A 17,906-nucleotide genomic window follows, 5' to 3' on the forward strand; every position below is an offset into this window, starting at 1 on the left:
CGATTGTGCCGTGCTGCCGTGGCTTTATGCTTGCAGCTTCAATTCCTGCCTGCACCATGACCGTCCGTGACATCCTCAAGATGGGCGACCCGCGCCTGCTGCGCGTGGCCCAGCCCGTGACCGACTTCGACAGCGATGCCTTGCACCTGCTGGTGAGCGACCTGCTCGACACCATGGCGGCGGCCAACGGCGCCGGCCTGGCCGCACCGCAGATCGGCGTGGACCTGCAACTGGTGATCTTCGGCAGCGGGGAGTTCAACCCGCGTTATCCCGACGCACCCATCGTGCCGCGTACCGTGTTGTGCAATCCGGTCATCACGCCGCTGGGTGAGGAGGAGCAGCTGGGCTGGGAGGGCTGTCTATCGGTGCCCGGGCTGCGCGGCGTGGTACCGCGCTACGCAAGAGTCCGCTATACGGGCTTGGACCAGTACGGTGATCCGGTCGACCGCACGGTGGAGGGTTTCCACGCCCGCGTGGTGCAGCACGAGTGCGACCACCTGATCGGCAAGCTGTATCCGATGCGGGTGCGCGATTTCACGCAGTTCGGTTACACCGAGGTGCTGTTCCCCGGGCTGGACGCCGAGCAGGACGATTGACGTGAACGCGGGCCGGCACGCGATGTGCCGGCCTGTTGCTCAATTCAAAGCGGCTTGATCTGCACCTTGCGCCACTTGATCGGGCCGCCGTTCGCGCCCTTGACGCCGGCACCGTACTGCAGGGCAAAGGGGCCGCTGGGGAATTTGCCGTGGCGGGTGCTGACGGTCTGTACGCCGTTGAACTTCACCGTCAGCTCATCGCCCTTGGCCCGGATTTCCAGGGTGTTCCACTTGCCGCCGGCCTTGTAGACGGTGGGCACGGGAACGGCCGCAAAGCCGACGATGGCGCCGGTGGCATAGGTCGGGTCCGGGCGGATGTCCCAGATGTTGACCTCGTAGGCGTTGTCGGCCGCGATCTTGGCTGGATCGGAGGCGCGGATGAAGATGCCGCTGTTGGTGTCGGTGGCGGCCCAGAACTCGGCATAGATTTCGAAATCCTTGTAAGCGTTCTTGGACACCAGGTAGCCGCCCTTGCCCTGGTTGGCCGAGATGCCGCCGGCCTCGATGCGCCAGTTGGCGTCGCCTATCCTGTTCCAGTTCTCCAGCCCCTGCTCGCCGTCGATCAGCGTGACCCAGCCGGAGCCGGACCAGTGGGCGCAGCCGGCCAGGGCCAGGGCCACGGTGCACAGGGCAAGCCTGCGCGGGAATGAATGTCGCATCACGGTCTCCTCAATGGATGAGTCTTGTTCTGCAGCAGGATGCTGCCTGCACACTATGGCACGGCAAGGGGGAGGCCTGTCAATCAGGGTCTGTGCGCACCCGGGGCATGCGTGCCCGTGGGGCCAGGGGCTTCAGGAAGCCAGCACGTCCAGCAACTCGGTCTCGATGGCGATCTGGGCGCGGTTGTTCTGCAGCGCGTCGCCGCTGATCAGAAAGGTGTCATCCACCCGTTCGCCCAGGGTGTTGACCTTGGCCAGCTGCAGGTTGATGCGGTGGCGGGCCAGCACGCGTGCCACCTTGTACAGCAGGCCGGTCTGGTCGCTGGCCGAGATGCTGAGCAGCCAGCGCTGGGCCTTTTCATCAGGCTTGAGGCTGACGCGCGGCGTGACGGGGAAGCTCTTGACGCGGCGCGACAGCCGCCCGCGGCTGGGCTCGGGCAGCGGGGCGGCCTCGGCGATGGCACGTGCCAGTTCGGACTCGACCATGCTGGTCATCTCGCGGTAGTGGTCCTGCATGCCTGAGGTGACGACCTGGAAGGTATCGAGCGCGTAGCCGTTGCGCGCCGTGTGGATGCGCGCATCCAGGATGCTGAAGCCGCCCTGGTCGAAATAACCGCAGATGCGGGCAAAGAGGTCGGGCTGATCGGGCGTGTAGACCAGCACCTGCAGGCCTTCGCCCGCGGGCGAGCGGCGCGCACGCACGATGGGCTGGTCGGTGCCTACAAAGCGGGAGATGTGGCGGGTGTGCCAGGCGATGTCGTCGGCATCGTGGCGCATGAAATAGCTCACGTCCAGCGTGTCCCAGAGCTTCTTGTGCGCCTCGTGCGGCAGGCTGTGCAGGGCCAGCTTGACCAGCGCCTCGCGTTTGTGCGCCTCGACCTCGGCGTCGGGCGAGGGCGCGTGGCCGCCCAGGGCGCGCAGGGTGTAGCGGTACAGGTCTTCGAGCAGCTTGCCTTTCCAGGCGTTCCAGACCTTGGGGCTGGTGCCGCGGATGTCGGCCACGGTGAGCAGGTAGAGGGCCGTCAGGTAGCGCTCGTTGCCGACCTGCTTGGCGAAGGCGGCGATGACGTCGGGGTCGCTCAGGTCGGACTTCTGCGCGATGCGGCTCATGGACAGGTGCTCGCGCACCAGGAACTCGATCAGGCGCGCGTCTTCGCGGCTGATGCCGTGCTGGCTGGCAAAACGACGCACTTCGGCGGCGCCCAGGTCGGAGTGGTCGCCACCGCGGCCCTTGGCGATGTCGTGGAACAGCGCGGCCGCGTAGAGGATCCAGGGCTGGTCCCAGCCGGCACCCAGCTGCGAGCAGAAGGGGTACTCGTGCGCATGCTCGGCCATGAAAAAGCGCCGCACATTGCGCAGCACCATGAGGATGTGCTGGTCCACGGTGTAGACGTGGAACAGGTCGTGCTGCATCTGGCCCACGATGCGCCGGAAGATCCAGAGGTAACGTCCCAGCACCGAGGTCTGGTTCATCAGGCGCATGGCGTGTGTGATGCCGTGCGGCTGCCGCAGGATGTCCATGAAGGTCCGCCGGTTCACCGGGTCCTGGCGGAATTTCGCGGTCATCAGGCCGCGCGCGTTGTAGAGCGCGCGCAGGGTGCGTGCCGACAGGCCCTTGGCACCCTCGGTGGTCTGGTAGACCAGGAAGGTCTCCAGGATGGCATGGGGTTGCCGCTGGTAGAGGTCGTCGCTGACGACTTCGATCAGGCCGCCCTTGTCCAGGAAGTTCTGGTTGATGGCGCGCGGCGCCTGGGTGCGCGGGTGCAGCCGCTCCTCGATGTTGAGCAGCAGGATCTGGTTGAGCTGGGTCACGGCCTTGGCGGCCCAGTAGTAGTGGCGCATCAGCGCCTCGCTGGCGCGCACCTTGGTCTTGACTTCGGCTGTGTCGGAGCTGTAGCCGAAGGTGTTGGCCACCGCGGTCTGCAGGTCGAACACCAGGCGGTCCTCGCGCCGGCCGGCGATCAGGTGCAGGCGCAGGCGGATCAGCTCCAGCATGGCCTCGTTGCGCTTGAGCTGGCGCACCTCGAAGGGCGTGGCCAGACCGGTGCGGGCCAGCTCGTCCCAGGACTTGCCATAGCCGGCGGCCTGGGCTACCCACAGGATGATCTGCAGGTCGCGCAGGCCGCCGGGGGATTCCTTGCAGTTGGGCTCCAGCGCGTAGGGCGTGTCCTCGAACTTGTTGTGGCGCTGCTGCATCTCCAGCGTCTTGGCGACGAAGAAGGCGCGCGCGTCCAGCGCCTGGCGAAAGCGCCAGCGGAAATCCTTGAACAAGGTGGCGTTGCCGCAGATCAGGCGCGACTCCAGCAGCGCCGTCTGCACCGTCACGTCCTTGGCCGCCTCGGCCAGGCATTCGTCCACGGTGCGCACGCTGGAGCCGATTTCCAGCCCGGCGTCCCAGCAACTGCTGATGAAGGTCTCGATGCGCTGGCGCAGGGCTTCATCCGCGTCGGGCGACTGGCCGGCGGGCAGCAGCAGCAGGACGTCGATGTCCGAGTGCGGGAACAGTTCACCGCGCCCGAAACCGCCGACCGCCACCAGGGCCAGGCCGGGGCCGAAACCGGCCTGTTTCCACAGTGTCTTGAGACTGTCGTCGGCCAGGCGGGCCAGCTGGTGCAGGGCCGCATGCACGCCGCGTGTGGAGCGGCCGCTGTCGCTGACGTTCTGCAGCAGCTCGGCCTTGCGGGCGCGGTACTGCTCGCGGAGGGTCTGGGTTCTGATCATGACGCCAGAACAAGCAGGAATCAGGCCTGAGCGGCGCCGATTCAGGCCGTCAGGGCCGCGCTTTTCACGAAGGCCGGCGTCGGCGGGCTGCCGGCCGAGAGCGTCAGCACCTCATAGCCGGTGGGCGTGACCAGCACCGTGTGTTCCCACTGGGCCGAGAGCGAGTGATCCTTGGTGACGATGGTCCAGCCATCGCCCAGCTCCTTGATCTCGCGCTTGCCGGCGTTGATCATGGGCTCGATGGTGAAGGTCATGCCGGGTTTCAGTTCCTCCAGCGTGCCGGGCTTGCCGTAGTGCAGCACCTGCGGCTCCTCGTGGAAGACCTGGCCGATGCCGTGGCCGCAGAACTCGCGCACCACCGAAAAACCGTTGCTTTCGGCAAATTTCTGGATGGCCCAGCCGATGTCGCCCAGGTGGGCGCCGGGCCTGACCTGCTCGATGCCGTGCCACATGGCCTCGTAGGTGAAGGAGCACAGGCGCTTGGCGGCGATGGAGGCGTCACCGACGACGAACATGCGGCTGGTGTCACCGAACCAGCCGTCCTTGATGACGGTGACGTCGATGTTGACGATGTCGCCCTTCTTGAGCACCTTGTCGCCGGGGATGCCATGGCAGACCACATGGTTGATCGAGGTGCACAGCGAGGCCGGGAAGGGGGGGTAGCCGGGGGGCTGGTAACCCAGGGTGGCGGAGGTCGTGCCCTGGGCTTTCATGCATTCGGCCGCCAGGCGGTCGATCTCGCCGGTGGTGACGCCGGGTTTCACGTGGGGGGTCAGGTAGTCCAGCACTTCGGCCGCCAGCCGGCAGGCCAGGCGCATGCCGGCGACTCCTGCTTCGTCTTTGTAGGTGATCGTCATGAGCGAATTATCCCATTGGCCGTGATCGACCGCAGGCGCAAGGTCAAAGCGCCGGGATGCCCCATCCCATGCGGTTGGGAAAATCTATCGTTCTGATTTTCATCTTAAACTTCCCCCATCATTTTTTACAGCCGGGTGCCGTGCGCGACTTCACCATGTTTCCCTTTGCCTTGTTGTTCCGGCGACCGGTGGGCGCGGCGCTTGTACTGTGCGCGCTTGCCGCAAGCCTTGGGGCCGGTGTGGTGCGGGCGCAGGCGGTTGATGCGGGCGGCGCAGCGGAGGCGTCCGAGCAGGGACCGGTCGTATGGGCCGAACCTTCGGCATCCGTGCGTGAACTGTTTTCCCGCAACAAGGAACGGCTGCTGCAGGTCCGCGTGCTCCTGTCCAGTGCCAACGAGCAGTCGTCGCTGGGGTCGGGTTTTTTGGTGCGCGACGATGGTGTGCGCGGCGCTTGGGTGATCACCAATTACCACGTCGTTTCGGCCCTGGCCATCGACCCTAAAAAGTACCGCCTTGAGTTGCGCGGCACCAATGAGCGTACCGTGCGGGCCCAGTTGCTTGCCGTGGATGTGATCCATGACCTTGCGGTGCTGCGCATCGATCACACGCCCCAGGCCGCTCCGTGGAAAGTCTTTCCCTTGCGAGAGCAGGCCTTGAGCCAGGGCAGCAAGGTATTTTCCCTGGGCAACCCCCTGGAGTTGGGGTTTCTGATTTCGGAAGGCATTTACAACGGGCTGGTGGAGTCGCGTATCTACGACCAGATGCTGTTCTCCGGCTCCATCAACTCTGGCATGAGTGGTGGCCCTGCGATTGATGAGGGCGGGCGTGTGGTGGGCGTCAACGTTGCCACCCGACGTGACGGGCAGTCCTTGAGTTTTCTGGTGCCGGTGAAGTATGTGCGGGCCCTGATGCAGGAGGCGGTGAAGGGCCAGATCCGCACGGAATGGCGCAGTGAGATAGCCCGCCAGTTGCGCGTGCACCAGGACTTTGTGGCGAGCAAAATCCTCACGATGGCGGAGGCCGGGGATGGCGCTCAAACGCCAGCCCCCCGCGCAGGTTTTGCCAGCCAGTCCCTGGACGGACGCAAGGTTCCCACGCTGGATGGAAGCCTTACCAAATGCTGGGCCAGGGGGACAGAGAATGAAAAACTGCGCTTTCAGCGCGACAGTCTCGATTGCAGCCTGCATTCAGGGCTGTTTGTGAGCCGGCAGCTCTATACGGGTTCGCTCAGTCTGCAGCATGTGCTGTTTCGCAACGAGAAACTTGCCACCGTGCAGTTTCTCAAAATGGGCTCTTCGGGCTCGGTTTCCGGCAGCGGGCGTGCGACCTCGGAAATCACCCGTTCCGAATGCCATGGCGACTATGTGCAAGGCGCATCTCACGTGTACCGGGTGTCGGTATGTGTGCGGGCCTACCGGAAGTTCGAGGATCTTTACGACCTCACACTGAATGCTGTGCAGGTGGATGATGCGCGCGAACGCCTTGCCAGTTCGCTGAATTTGCGCGGCTTCAGCTTTGAAAACGCCCAGCGCCTGAGCGCCCGGTTTTTGGAGCTCCTGCAATGAGCTGGGTCGTGGAGCACGTGCGCCGCGATGGCTTGATTCTGGCCCGGGCCGTGATGTCGGGGCCTGAGCTGCGCATAGGCCGGGCACTGGACAACGACCTGGTGCTGGATGACCCCCATTGCGCCGCACACCATGCCGTGCTGCGGGTCGACGCCCACGGCCAGGCGCAGTTGCACGATCTGGACACGCTCAATGGGATCCGCGTGGGCGCCGGCCTGGGAAAGGGCAGGCGCCATGCCGTGTATTCGGTGCAGGAAGACGCGAAGATTCAACTCGGGTCTTCTTCCCTGCGTGTGCGCCACAGTGGCTGGGCATTGGCCCCTGAAAAACCGCTCTCCATGCGGCTCATCTGGCCATTTGCCTTGCTGGCCTTGCTGGCCGTGCTGGCCCAGGCCGGCTGGGAGATCTGGGTCAAGGACGTGTACGAAGGGTCGCCGACTTACCTTTCGACCTTGAGCGGCCTTGCCGTGGGCCTTGCCATCTGGGCTGCCATGTACGCCTTGCTGGGGCGTGTTCTCGGCGGGGCGGACCGGTTTTTCACCCACCTGCTCATCGTCTGCTGTGCCTACCTCGGGGCGATCTGGTTGCACAAGACCCTGGAAGCCCTGGCCTTTGCATCCCACTGGCTGTGGCCTTTGCGCATCGCGAGTTACGCGACCGTGGTCGTGGTGGCATTGACGGTGCGTGCCCATCTGAAGGTGGCGGATCCAAGGCACTGGCCTGTGCTGCGCTGGGGCGTCGCCCTGGTGGCTGTCCTGGCCCTGGTCGTGCCATTGGGGCAAACCTGGATCTCCAGCCAGCGACTGACCCACATCCAGGTGATGAATGTCGCTGGGCATCCGGTGCTGCGGGTGGCCCGTCCGGTCGGCATCCCCGGTTTCATGGAAGCCGCTGCCCAGACACAGACCCGGGTGGACAAGCAGCGCGCGGTTGACAATGAGGACGTGTCCGACGAGCTGGATGAGGACTGAGTCGCGCTGGTGCCCGTTCGGCTCAACTGCGGCCACGCCCATCACGCGCGCATGGGGGCTTCGGCTGCGATGTTGCGTACGGTCGGATGAGCAGGCCTGGCCGCGCAGGGTTTCGGGCGACAGGGCCGTGCCAGGCTGACAGCTGGTGGGGCGTGCTGGAGCTAAAATCCTGCCTTTCCCCCGGACACCCGTCCACCACCCCCTCAAGGCCACCCCTGTGACCCTGCACATCTCCTCTTTCGAAGGCGGCAGCGCCCTCAGCCCTTTTCGCGTCCAGCAGCTCCTGCCCCGTCTGCAGACCATCCACGACAAGATCAGCGGCATCGCCGCGCGTTATGTGCACCTGGTGGCCAGTGACCATGCCCCGACGGCTGAACTGAAACAACAACTCGCCGCGCTCCTGACCTATGGTGATCCCTACGCCGGCCCGGCCGAGGGCCCGCTGGTGGTGGTGGCGCCGCGCCTGGGCACGGTCTCGCCCTGGGCCTCCAAGGCCACCGACATCGCCCACAACTGCGGCCTGGCCGTGCACCGCGTGGAACGCGTGGTCGAATACCGCCTGACGCTCAAATCGGGCCTGCTGGGCAAGAACGCCCTGACGACAGAGCAGTTGGGCCAGGTGGCTGCCTTGCTGCACGACCGCATGACCGAAAGCGCCGTGGCCACCCGTGAAGAAGCCTGCGCCCTGTTCACCGAACTGCACCCGGCCCCCATGGAGCACGTGGATGTCCTGGGTGGCGGCCGCGCTGCGCTTGAGGCGGCCAATGTGCAATTCGGCCTGGCCCTGGCCGAGGATGAGATCGAGTACCTGGTCCAGGCCTTCCGTGACCTGAAGCGCAACCCGACCGACGTCGAGCTCATGATGTTCGCTCAGGCCAACAGCGAACACTGCCGCCACAAGATCTTCAACGCCGACTTCAGCATCGACGGCGTGCGCCAGCAGCGCAGCATGTTCGGCATGATCCGCAACACCCACCAGCTCAGCCCGCAGCACACGGTGGTGGCCTATTCGGACAACGCCTCCATCATGGAAGGCAATCGCGTCGAGCGTTTCGTGGCCCGCATGGGGCCCGGCAGCGCGCCGGGTTACCAGAAGTCCGAGGCCGTGAACCACGTGCTGATGAAGGTCGAGACGCACAACCACCCGACCGCCATCTCGCCCTTCCCCGGCGCCTCCACCGGTGCCGGCGGCGAGATCCGTGACGAAGGCGCCACCGGCCGCGGCTCGAAACCCAAGGCCGGCCTGACCGGTTTCACGGTCTCCAGGCTCTGGGGTGGCTGGTCGGATGAAAAGGGCGGCAAACCCGAGCACATCGCCAGCCCGCTGCAGATCATGACCGAGGGCCCGCTGGGCGGCGCTGCCTTCAACAACGAATTCGGCCGCCCCAATCTGGCGGGTTATTTCCGCGAATACGAGCAGACCGTGGCCAGCGATGTGGACACGGTGCAGCGCGCGTACCACAAGCCCATCATGATCGCCGGCGGTGTCGGTGTCATTGACGCCGGCCAGACCCAGAAGATACTGTTCCCGGCCGGCACCCTGCTGATCCAGCTCGGCGGCCCGGGCATGCGCATCGGCATGGGCGGCAGTGCCGCCAGTTCCATGGCCACGGGCGCCAACGCGGCCGAGCTGGACTTCGATTCCGTGCAGCGCGGCAACCCCGAGATCGAGCGCCGCGCGCAGGAGGTCATCAACCACTGCTGGGCCCAGGGTGACAAGAACCCCATCCTGGCCATCCACGACGTGGGCGCGGGCGGCCTGTCCAACGCCTTCCCCGAATTGACCAACGACGCCGGCCGCGGTGCCCGCTTCGACCTGCGTGCCGTGCCGCTCGAAGAATCGGGCCTGGCACCGAAGGAAATCTGGAGCAACGAGAGCCAGGAACGCTACGTGATGGCCATCGCGCCCGAGTCGCTGGAACAGTTCAAGTCTTTCTGCGAACGCGAGCGTTGCCCCTTTGCCGTGGTTGGCGTGGCCACCGAAGAGCGCCAGCTGGTGCTGGCCGACGCAGGTGCTGAATCCCCGGTCGACATGCCGATGAACGTGCTGCTGGGCAAGCCGCCCAAGATGCACCGCGACGTGAAGACCATCGCGCGCAACTTCAAGCCGCTGGACCTCACGGAGGTGGAACTGCAAAAAGCCGTGATCGACGTGCTGAGCCACCCGACCGTGGCATCCAAGCGTTTCCTCATCACCATCGGCGACCGCACCGTGGGCGGCCTGACGCACCGCGACCAGATGGTCGGCCCCTGGCAGGTGCCGGTGGCCGACGTGGCCGTGACCCTGGCCGACTACGCCGGTTTCAAGGGCGAGGCCATGAGCATGGGCGAGCGCACGCCCTTGGCCGTGCTGGACGCGCCGGCCTCCGGTCGCATGGCCGTGGCCGAGGCCATCACCAACCTGTTGGCTGCGCCCATCGAACTCGCGCGCGTCAAGCTCTCGGCCAACTGGATGGCCGCCTGCGGCGAGCCCGGCGAAGACGCCGCGCTTTATGCCACCGTGCAGGCCGTGGGCATGGAACTGTGCCCGGCGCTGGGCATCTCCATCCCCGTGGGCAAGGACAGCCTGTCCATGCGCACCCAGTGGAGCGATGGAAACGAGAAGAAAAAGGTCACCTCGCCGGTTTCGCTGATCGTGAGCGCCTTCGCCACACTGGGCGATGTGCGCGGCACGCTGACCCCGCAACTGGACAACACGGCCGACACCACGCTGCTGCTGGTCGATCTGGGCAAGGGCCAGAACCGCATGGCCGGGTCCATCCTGGCGCAGACACTGAACCAGACCGGTGACACCGTGCCGGACCTGGACGACCCGCAGGACCTGATCAATCTGGTCAAGGCGGTCAACGCCCTGCGTGCGCAGGGCAGGATCCTGGCCTACCACGACCGCAGCGATGGTGGCCTGCTGGCCGCGGCGGCCGAGATGGCCTTTGCCGGCCACGTGGGCGTGGCGCTCAATGTGGACCTTCTGGTGACGGAAGGCGACGGCATCTCCGACAGCCGCATGGACACCGGCGACAGCAAGAACTGGGCATCCCAGGTCAGCGCGCGCCGCGAGGAGCTCACGCTCAAGGCCCTGTTCAACGAGGAACTGGGTGTGCTGCTCCAGGTGAAGAGCGAAGACCGCGACGCGGTGATGCAGGTGCTGCGCGATTTTGGCCTCTCGAAATTCAGCCACGTGGTCGGCAAGACCCGGCCGGCCGGTGGAACGGTCGGCGCGGGTGTGGGTGAGCTGCAGGTCTGGCGTGATGCCAAGGCCGTGTTTTCGGCCAAACTTTTCGACCTGCACCAGGTCTGGGACAGCGTGAGCTGGAAGATCAACCAGCAGCGTGACAACACGGCCTGCGCCGACCAGGAACACGCCGCCGCCGGCGCGCCCGACGATCCTGGCCTGCACGTGCACCTCACCTTCGACCCGGCGCAAGGTCTCGCACCAGCGTTGCTCAAGAGCCGGCCGAAGGTGGCTGTGCTGCGCGAGCAGGGTGTGAACTCGCACGTGGAGATGGCCTACGCCTTCACCGAGGCCGGCTTCGAGGCCTATGACGTGCACATGACCGACCTGCAGAACGGCCGCGCGAACCTGAAAGACTTCAAGGGTGTGGTGGCCTGTGGCGGCTTCAGCTACGGCGACACGCTGGGTGCCGGCATCGGCTGGGCGCGTTCCATCACCTTCAACCCCGTGCTGTCCGGGCAGTTCCAGGCCTTCTTCGCGCGCCCCGACACCTTTGGCCTGGGCGTGTGCAACGGCTGCCAGATGTTCGCCGAGCTGGCCGACATCATTCCGGGCGCGCAGGACTGGCCGCGTTTCACCACCAACCGCAGCGAGCGCTTCGAGGCGCGCCTGTCCCTGGTGGAAGTGCTCGAATCGCCCAGCCTGTTCCTGCAGGGCATGGCCGGCAGCCGCCTGCCGATTGCCGTGGCACACGGCGAGGGCTACGCCAACTTCGCCTACCGCGGCAACGCCGGCAAGGCCATCGCCGCCATGCGTTTTGTCGACAACACGGGCGCGGCCACCGAGGCCTATCCCTACAACCCCAACGGCAGCGCCGGTGGCCTGACCGCGGTCACCACCGCCGATGGGCGTTTCACGGCCATGATGCCGCACCCTGAGCGCGTGTTCCGCAACATCCAGATGAGCTGGACCAAGGGTGACCCGGGCGCCCACAGTCCCTGGATGCAGATCTGGCGCAACGCGCGCAAGTGGGTGGGCTGAACCTCTCCCCGGTGTGAGCCGGGGGGTGATGCACTTTTGGGGGCCTCGGGCAAGCGACGCGCAGGATTCCGGCGCAGGCATCACCACGAATCATCGGTCCCTCCTGCGGGTGCCGGGCTTGCGAGCTTGACAGCCCCGGGGGGACACCCAATACTCCAAGCGAGCATCGCCGAGCTACATGAGCGGGTCCGTCGGACCCGTGGAAAGGGTGTCCGATGGATTCATTCAATCCCTTGACGCAGAACAGTGCGGTCAACGGCCTCATCACCGCCATCTCGCGCAATACCGAGGATGGCGTGCTGTCACGCCATCTTGGCGCGCAGTCCTGGTACATCGTGGCCGACTACCTGCATCCGCACGCCTACGAGCGGGGCCACCTGCTGATCTCGCAGGGCGCCCAGGATCGCAACCTCTATTTTCTGGAGACAGGCAACCTCAAGGTCGACGTCAAGACCGACAGCGGCCTGATGCAACTCGCCATTCTCGGGCCCGGTACCGTGGTTGGCGAGGGCAGCTTCTTCTCGCGCCTGCCTCGCAGCGCCTCGGTGGTGGCCTACAGCAACTGCAAGGTCTGGACCATGAGCCCCGAGGATTTCGAGACCCTGGGCAAGAAGCACCCCACCGTGGCACTCTCCCTGTCCATGGCCCTGAGCGCCATCATGGCCACGCGCATGCTCGACGTGAGCAAGCGTATCGCGAGTACCTGATTCAGGCCGCCCAGGCGGCCATCAGTCGGGCCGCCGCCTGTTCGGGGTCGGTTTCGGCCGTGATGGCGCGTACCACCGCCAGCGAACCCACGCCCGTGGCCTTGATCTCGGGCAGCTCGGCCGCAGAGATGCCGCCGATGCCCACGCCCGGATAGTTCCGCATCAGCCGTGCATAGGCCGCCAGCCGGCCGGGGCCCTGCGCTGCGGTGGCCATGCGCTTGAGCGTGGTCGGGTAGACCGCGCCCATGGCGAGGTAGCTCGGGCTCATCCGGTCGGCGCGCACCATCTCGGCATAACCATGGCTGGACAGTCCCAGGCGCAGGCCCGCGGCGCGGATGGCCGCGAAGTCGGCGATCTCCATGTCCTCCTGCCCCAGGTGCACGCCGTAGGCACCGGCGGCGATGGCTTCGCGCCAGTGGTCGTTGATGAAGAGCAGCGCGGGCGTGCCGCGCACGGCCTGCACCGCCGCCTCGACTTCGTGCAGCACGGCCGCAGCATCGTCGGACTTGAAACGCAGCTGCACCGTGGGCACACCGGCGCGTGCCACGCGGCCCACCCACTGGGCGTCGGGCAGCACGGCGTACAGGCCCAGCGCCTTGGGGCAGGCCGCAAAGGCATCGGCACGTGGCCAGGGCCGCAGGCCGAAATCGACCGGCTCGTCGGGCCAGGCCTGCGGGTCGAAACGCCCTGTGCGCTGTGCCTGGGCCAGCCAGGCCAGCGCCACGGATTCGGCGTCGATCTCGATGAAACCCAGGGCCAGGCAGGCCTGCTTGGCATGGCGGTAGACCGCGTCGTCGCGGCTGTAGTTCAGGGCGGGCTCGCCGACGACGGGCAGGGCCAGATTCGGGTGCGCGGCCACGATGGCCTGCGCTTCGGGAGTGAGTTGTGTCATGCGTGATGCCAGAAAGGCGTGCCCAGCACGGGCGTGGAGGGTTGGGCAGAGTCCTGCTCGCTCATGGCTCCCGATCGGTAGGCGTCACGCCCGGCCTGGGTGGCGGCGGCGAACGCGCCGGCCATGGCCACCGGGTCCTGCGCCAGGGCGACGGCGGTGTTGAGCAGCACGCCGTCGTAACCCCATTCCATCACGGTGCAGGCGTGGGATGGCTTGCCCAGGCCCGCGTCCACGATCATGGGCACGGCCAGGCGTTCGCGCAGCACGCGCATGGCGTAGGGGTTGATGGGGCCCTTGCCGGTGCCGATGGGCGCGGCCCAGGGCATGACGGCCTGGCAGCCCACGTCCACCAGGCGCTGGCACAGCACCAGGTCTTCGGTGGTGTAGGGCAGCACCTTGAAACCTTCCTTGATCAGGTGCTCGGCCGCCTGCACCAGGTTGAGCGTGTCGGGCTGCAGGGTGTAGTCGTCACCGATCACCTCCAGCTTGATCCACGGCGTCTCGAACACCTCGCGCGCCATCTGCGCGGTGGTGATGGCCTCCTGCACGCTGTGGCAGCCGGCGGTGTTGGGCAGCACCGGCACTTTGAGCGCCTTGAGCAGTTCCCAGAACTGGTTCGCACTTTCATGCGGCACGGCGCCCTGGCGGCGCAGCGAGGCGGTCAGCATGGCCGGCTTGGCGAGTTTCACCGCGGCTTCGAGCACGGCCGGCGACGGGTAGCGCGACGTGCCCAGCAGCAGGCGGCTGTGGAAGGTTTCGCCGTAGAGGACGAGGGGATCAGAGGTATTGGGCATGGCTTATCCGCCGGTGACGGGAGAGATGATTTCGACGCGGTCGCCGTCTTGCAGCGGCTGTTGTGAGTACTGGGTCTTGGGCACGAACCGGGTGTTGACCGCAGCCGCAAAGGGCGGTTTCGCCTCGATGGCCGCCACAGCGTCTGCCAAGGTCGCACCCGTCGGCAGCACGTGTTCTTGTTTGTTGATGATGACGTTCATGCCACGGTTTCCATGCGCAGGTCCAGCGAAGCCGCGAGTGTAGTGGTCTGTCCGTTCACGAACTCCAGCACCACGTCCAGCAGGGCCGGCGAGATCATGAAACCGTGGCGGTACAGGCCGTTGATCTGCAGGCAACGCGGGCCCAGGTGGCGGACGGCCGGCAGGTTGTCGGGCAGCGTCGGGCGGCACTGGGTGGCGATCTCCAGGATGCGCGCCTCGCCAAAACCCGGGTGCACCGCGTAGGCCGCACTCAGCAACTCCAGCGTGGAGCGCACGCTGGGCGGCGAGAGGTCGTTGCTCTCGATCTCGGTGGCGCCGATCACGAAGAGGCCGTCCTGCTTGGGCGCGATGTAGATCGGGTAACGTGGGTGGATCAGGCGCGTGGGGCGGCTCAGGGACACCTCAGGGGCATGGATGCGCGCCACTTCGCCGCGCACACCGCGCAGCTGGCCCCACTGGGCGCTGGCGCCCAGGCCGCGGCAGTCGAACAGCCAGTCGGGCTGGCCGGTGGCGCCGGGCTGGAAATCCTGCGGCGTGCGCGGGCTGTTCCAGTGCAACTCAACCTTCAGGGCCTGCAATTCGTGCAGCAACGCAGCCAGCAGCTGTCGGTTGTCGAGCTGGCCTTCTCCGGGCAGGTACAGGCCTTGGGCAAAACGGTTTTCCAGGCTGGGTTCGAGTTGCTTGACACCCGCGGCATCCAGCGCCTGGACCTTGGGCAGGGCGGGATTCTTTTCGTTGGTGGCCTGCAGCTGGCCTGCGAAGCGACGCGCCTCGGCCGCGTCCTGGCGGTGCCAGAGGATCAACGTGCCCGTCCGCTGGAAGAACACCGGTAACGAGAGCTGCGCCAGCAATTGCGGCCAGCGCGTCAGCGCATGGCGTCCCATCTCGACCACGCTGGCTTCGGTGATGGCCGATTCGGCCAGCGGCGCCAGCATGGCGGCGGCAATGCGCGCCGGCGAACTCTGCGCGTCGGCGCCACCGGTTTCAAAGACCGTGACACGGTGGCCGGCGCGCGCCAGCTGCCAGGCCAGCAGGCGACCCATGAGGCCGGCGCCGAGCACCACGGAGGATGGACCTTGGTTCGAGGTGGTCATGTCAATTGAACTGATAATGCGCGCCATGACCACGATCACGACGAACGACAAACATTACCCGCGCGTGCTGTCCATCGCGGGTTCCGACAGCGGCGGCGGCGCCGGTATCCAGGCCGACCTCAAGACCTTCAGTGCCCTGGGCTGCTACGGCATGACGGCCATCACCGCGTTGACGGCGCAGAACACGCAGGGCGTGCGCGGCATCTTTGGTGTGCCGCCCGAGTTCCTGGCCGCGCAGATCGACGCGGTGGTCGAGGACATCGGTGCCGATGCCGTGAAGATCGGCATGCTGCACGCGCCGGGCATCGTGCGTGTGGTGGCGCAGGCCATCCGCCGTCACGGGCTGAAGCACGTGGTGCTGGACCCGGTGATGGTGGCCACCAGCGGCGACCGCCTGATCGCCGAGGAGACCGTGGCCGTGCTGGTGCAGGAACTCTTTCCCCTGGCCACGGTGATCACGCCCAACCTCGACGAGGCCGAGCTGCTGCTGGGCCACAAGATCGCCGGCATCGCGGGCCTCGAACCCGCAGCCAGGGAACTGCTGGCCCTGGGCGCGCCCAATGTGCTGCTCAAGGGTGGGCATCTGCAGGGCGACGAGGTGGTGGATCTGCTGCTGCAGCCCGGCCGCGCGCCGGTGCGCCTGGCGTCGGCGCGCATCGCAAGCAAGAACGTGCATGGCACGGGCTGCACCCTGTCCTCGGCCATCGCCGCGCACCTGGCCCTGGGGCATGCGCTGGAGGAAGCCGTGGGCCTGGCGCGCATCTACATCCTGGGCGCCATTGCCGCCGGGGCGGACGTGCGTACTGGGCACGGCCACGGCCCGCTCAACCACGGCCATGCGCCGCTGGCGATGCAGGTCCTGGCGGGGACACGCTGAGACTTTCACGCGTTTCATATCAAAGCAGCAGGGGGGAGGGGCCGGTGCCGGTGGTCGTGGACCTGGTCTCTGGCCTGCTTCCCTGCGTGAGCATTACCTCAATCAGGTTCAAAGGGACTTTCTCAGTCGACGCGGTTGGCACCGCGGCAACACCCCTAGCGGATGCGCTCCAAAGAGCACGAAGCGTATTTTAGTCCCCGGGCGGGCAAAGAAAAAGCCCGCCGGGTGGCGGGCTTGATCTCTTTTCCGGTTTCTTGACGCCGGTCAGTCGAACACCGGCGATTCCACGCCCAATACCTTGTGCAGCTTGGGGCTGGTGGTCGTGTACTGCAGGTGCACCTTCTTCTCGGGGAAGATGATGGGCATGGCGCCGAAGGCGGCCAGCGCGCATTCGTGGAAGCCCGAGAGGATGAGCTTCTTCTTGCCGGGGTAGGTGTTGATGTCGCCCACGGCAAAGATGCCGGGCACGCTGGTGGAGAACTTCTCGGTGTCCACCACGAGCTGCTTGCGCTCGATCTGCAGGCCCCACTCGGCGATCGGGCCGAGCTTCGGGCTCAGGCCGAAGAAGACCAGCAGCACGTCCAGCGGCACCACGCGGGTGACACCGTCGCCGCCCGTGACCTTGATGGCGCTGAGCTTGCCGTCGGTCTCGTCGAAACCCGTGACCTGGCCGACGATGAACTGCATCTCGTAGGCGTCGCACAGCTCGCGCATCTTGGCCACACTGGCCGGGGCGGCCTTGAAGCCGTCGCGGCGGTGCAGCAGGATCACGCTCTCGGCCTTGTTCGGGCCTTCATTGGTGAAGTTCAGCGTCCAGTCCAGGGCGGAGTCGCCGCCGCCCACGACCACCAGGTTCTTGCCGGCGAAGTCGGCCGGGTTCTTCACGCGGTAGTGCAGCTGCGTGCCCTCGAACTTGTCCAGGCCGTCCACCTTGAGCGTGCGCGGCTGGAAGGCGCCCACGCCAGCGGCGATGAAGATGGTCTTGGTCAGGAACTGGGTGCCCTTGCTGGTCTCGACGAAGAAACGGCCGTCGTCCTGCTTGCGCACCACGGTCACTTCCTGGCCCAGGTGGAAGGTCGCGCCGAAGGGCTCGATCTGCTTGAGCAGGGAATCCGTCAGTTCCTTGCCGGTGCATACGGGCACGGCCGGAATGTCGTAGATCGGCTTGTCGGGGTAGAGCTCCATGGGCTGGCCGCCGGGGTAGGCGAGCGAGTCGATCACATGGGCCTTGATTTCGAGCAGGCCGAGCTCGAAGACCTGGAACAGGCCGACAGGGCCGGCGCCGACGATCACGGCATCGGTTTCGATCGGGCCTTCATGGGCCTGGGCGGTCTGGATCACGGCGGGACTGAGTTTGGGTTCCATCGGTAAAGGGAGGGTTAGCGCACAAGCTCTTTGAGCTTGCCGGTCTTGTCTTTCCACTCGTCTGCGTCAGGCAGGGCGGGCTTGCGTTTGGTGATGCTCTTCCAGGTCGGCAGCTTGGCCAGATCGGCGTTGAGCTTGGTCATGTGCTGCTGGTCGGCCGGCACGTCCTCTTCGGCGTAGATGGCGTTGACCGGGCACTCGGGGATGCAGACGGCGCAGTCGATGCATTCGTCCGGATCGATGGTCAGGAAGTTCGGACCTTCGCGGAAGCAGTCGACGGGGCAGACATCCACACAGTCGGTGTATTTGCAGCGGATGCAGGATTCGATGACGACGTGGGTCATGTTGTAGTTCTGGCTAAGACTAAAAGGCCTTGATTTTATTGGCTTTTGAA

Annotated in this window: 15 protein-coding genes and 1 riboswitch; of the genes, 6 read left to right on the forward strand and 9 right to left on the reverse strand. The window is 66.1% G+C overall.

Annotated elements, in window-relative coordinates:
* The first annotated feature begins 56 nt into the window (after positions 1 to 56).
* Positions 57 to 596 (forward strand): peptide deformylase, encoded by a 540-nt coding sequence (gene def, locus AO057_RS11505; RefSeq protein WP_057676011.1) that lies wholly within the window; start codon positions 57 to 59, stop codon positions 594 to 596.
* Positions 597 to 640: 44 nt separating this feature from the next.
* Here the strand turns inward: def and AO057_RS11510 are convergent, their stop codons facing one another.
* From AO057_RS11510 to map, 3 genes are all read right to left on the reverse strand, one after another.
* Positions 641 to 1,255, reverse strand: coding sequence for a 3-keto-disaccharide hydrolase (locus AO057_RS11510; RefSeq protein WP_057676013.1), 615 nt, complete (start codon positions 1,253 to 1,255; stop codon positions 641 to 643).
* 132 nt (positions 1,256 to 1,387) lie between these two features.
* The gene (locus AO057_RS11515; RefSeq protein WP_057676016.1) at positions 1,388 to 3,976 is read right to left on the reverse strand and encodes a [protein-PII] uridylyltransferase; all 2,589 of its coding nucleotides are present in this window, start codon (positions 3,974 to 3,976) and stop codon (positions 1,388 to 1,390) included.
* 41 nt (positions 3,977 to 4,017) lie between these two features.
* Positions 4,018 to 4,833 carry a type I methionyl aminopeptidase gene (gene map, locus AO057_RS11520; RefSeq protein WP_057676018.1) on the reverse strand — a complete coding sequence of 272 codons (816 nt, stop codon included), beginning with the start codon at positions 4,831 to 4,833 and terminating at the stop codon, positions 4,018 to 4,020.
* 68 nt (positions 4,834 to 4,901) lie between these two features.
* Here map and AO057_RS11525 point away from each other — a divergent pair, with 68 nt between their 5' ends.
* The 4 genes from AO057_RS11525 (at position 4,902) to AO057_RS11540 (ending at position 12,289) form a co-directional block, all read left to right on the forward strand.
* Positions 4,902 to 6,398, forward strand: a complete 1,497-nt coding sequence (locus AO057_RS11525) for a S1C family serine protease (RefSeq protein ID WP_168163368.1) — start codon at positions 4,902 to 4,904, stop codon at positions 6,396 to 6,398.
* Positions 6,395 to 7,369, forward strand: a complete 975-nt coding sequence (locus AO057_RS18480; RefSeq protein WP_057676021.1) for an FHA domain-containing protein — start codon at positions 6,395 to 6,397, stop codon at positions 7,367 to 7,369. Before AO057_RS11525 ends, AO057_RS18480 begins: the two co-directional genes overlap by 4 nt.
* Before the next feature lie 217 nt (positions 7,370 to 7,586).
* Positions 7,587 to 11,582, forward strand: a complete 3,996-nt coding sequence (gene purL / locus AO057_RS11535; RefSeq protein WP_057676024.1) for a phosphoribosylformylglycinamidine synthase — start codon at positions 7,587 to 7,589, stop codon at positions 11,580 to 11,582.
* Positions 11,583 to 11,797: 215 nt separating this feature from the next.
* Positions 11,798 to 12,289: a Crp/Fnr family transcriptional regulator gene (locus AO057_RS11540; RefSeq protein WP_057676026.1), complete on the forward strand. Its 492-nt coding sequence runs from the start codon at positions 11,798 to 11,800 to the stop codon at positions 12,287 to 12,289.
* Position 12,290: 1 nt separating this feature from the next.
* Here AO057_RS11540 and AO057_RS11545 read toward each other — a convergent pair whose 3' ends face one another.
* The 4 genes from AO057_RS11545 to thiO are packed head-to-tail and all read right to left on the reverse strand — an operon-like array spanning position 12,291 to position 15,270.
* Positions 12,291 to 13,181: a thiamine phosphate synthase gene (locus AO057_RS11545; protein ID WP_057676029.1), complete on the reverse strand. Its 891-nt coding sequence runs from the start codon at positions 13,179 to 13,181 to the stop codon at positions 12,291 to 12,293.
* On the reverse strand, positions 13,178 to 13,975 hold the full coding sequence (locus AO057_RS11550) for a thiazole synthase (protein WP_057676031.1): 798 nt from the start codon (positions 13,973 to 13,975) through the stop codon (positions 13,178 to 13,180). Before AO057_RS11550 ends, AO057_RS11545 begins: the two co-directional genes overlap by 4 nt.
* Before the next feature lie 3 nt (positions 13,976 to 13,978).
* Complete coding sequence (gene thiS / locus AO057_RS18100) at positions 13,979 to 14,176, reverse strand: sulfur carrier protein ThiS (RefSeq protein ID WP_057676033.1); 198 nt, start codon at positions 14,174 to 14,176, stop codon at positions 13,979 to 13,981.
* Positions 14,173 to 15,270, reverse strand: coding sequence for a glycine oxidase ThiO (gene thiO, locus AO057_RS11560; RefSeq protein ID WP_057676036.1), 1,098 nt, complete (start codon positions 15,268 to 15,270; stop codon positions 14,173 to 14,175). Before thiO ends, thiS begins: the two co-directional genes overlap by 4 nt.
* Positions 15,271 to 15,295: 25 nt before the next feature.
* Here thiO and thiD point away from each other — a divergent pair, with 25 nt between their 5' ends.
* On the forward strand, positions 15,296 to 16,147 hold the full coding sequence (gene thiD, locus AO057_RS11565) for a bifunctional hydroxymethylpyrimidine kinase/phosphomethylpyrimidine kinase (protein WP_057677270.1): 852 nt from the start codon (positions 15,296 to 15,298) through the stop codon (positions 16,145 to 16,147).
* Positions 16,148 to 16,209: 62 nt separating this feature from the next.
* Positions 16,210 to 16,314: riboswitch (TPP riboswitch) on the reverse strand.
* A gap of 97 nt (positions 16,315 to 16,411) precedes the next feature.
* Here the strand turns inward: thiD and AO057_RS11570 are convergent.
* On the reverse strand, positions 16,412 to 17,512 hold the full coding sequence (locus tag AO057_RS11570; protein WP_057676037.1) for an NAD(P)/FAD-dependent oxidoreductase: 1,101 nt from the start codon (positions 17,510 to 17,512) through the stop codon (positions 16,412 to 16,414).
* A 14-nt stretch (positions 17,513 to 17,526) separates the two neighbouring features.
* Positions 17,527 to 17,856 carry a ferredoxin FdxA gene (gene fdxA / locus AO057_RS11575; RefSeq protein WP_057676039.1) on the reverse strand — a complete coding sequence of 110 codons (330 nt, stop codon included), beginning with the start codon at positions 17,854 to 17,856 and terminating at the stop codon, positions 17,527 to 17,529.
* Positions 17,857 to 17,906: the final 50 nt, after the last annotated feature.

This window comes from Curvibacter sp. PAE-UM (genome assembly GCF_001432305.1).
In the GTDB taxonomy this organism is placed as follows: Bacteria; Pseudomonadota; Gammaproteobacteria; order Burkholderiales; family Burkholderiaceae_C; genus Hylemonella.

Bases quoted from the DNA above. Each gene is read 5' to 3' on its own strand.
- def (WP_057676011.1), top strand. From the start codon at position 57: ATGACCGTCCGTGACATCCTCAAGATGGGCGACCCGCGCCTGCTGCGC.
- AO057_RS18480 (WP_057676021.1), top strand. From the start codon at position 6,395: ATGAGCTGGGTCGTGGAGCACGTGCGCCGCGATGGCTTGATTCTGGCC.
- AO057_RS11570 (WP_057676037.1), bottom strand. From the start codon at position 17,512: ATGGAACCCAAACTCAGTCCCGCCGTGATCCAGACCGCCCAGGCCCAT.
- AO057_RS11525 (WP_168163368.1), top strand. From the start codon at position 4,902: ATGCGGTTGGGAAAATCTATCGTTCTGATTTTCATCTTAAACTTCCCC.
- AO057_RS11540 (WP_057676026.1), top strand. From the start codon at position 11,798: ATGGATTCATTCAATCCCTTGACGCAGAACAGTGCGGTCAACGGCCTC.
- thiO (WP_057676036.1), bottom strand. From the start codon at position 15,270: ATGACCACCTCGAACCAAGGTCCATCCTCCGTGGTGCTCGGCGCCGGC.
- thiD (WP_057677270.1), top strand. From the start codon at position 15,296: ATGACCACGATCACGACGAACGACAAACATTACCCGCGCGTGCTGTCC.
- map (WP_057676018.1), bottom strand. From the start codon at position 4,833: ATGACGATCACCTACAAAGACGAAGCAGGAGTCGCCGGCATGCGCCTG.
- thiS (WP_057676033.1), bottom strand. From the start codon at position 14,176: ATGAACGTCATCATCAACAAACAAGAACACGTGCTGCCGACGGGTGCG.
- AO057_RS11550 (WP_057676031.1), bottom strand. From the start codon at position 13,975: ATGCCCAATACCTCTGATCCCCTCGTCCTCTACGGCGAAACCTTCCAC.
- fdxA (WP_057676039.1), bottom strand. From the start codon at position 17,856: ATGACCCACGTCGTCATCGAATCCTGCATCCGCTGCAAATACACCGAC.
- AO057_RS11510 (WP_057676013.1), bottom strand. From the start codon at position 1,255: ATGCGACATTCATTCCCGCGCAGGCTTGCCCTGTGCACCGTGGCCCTG.
- AO057_RS11545 (WP_057676029.1), bottom strand. From the start codon at position 13,181: ATGACACAACTCACTCCCGAAGCGCAGGCCATCGTGGCCGCGCACCCG.
- AO057_RS11515 (WP_057676016.1), bottom strand. From the start codon at position 3,976: ATGATCAGAACCCAGACCCTCCGCGAGCAGTACCGCGCCCGCAAGGCC.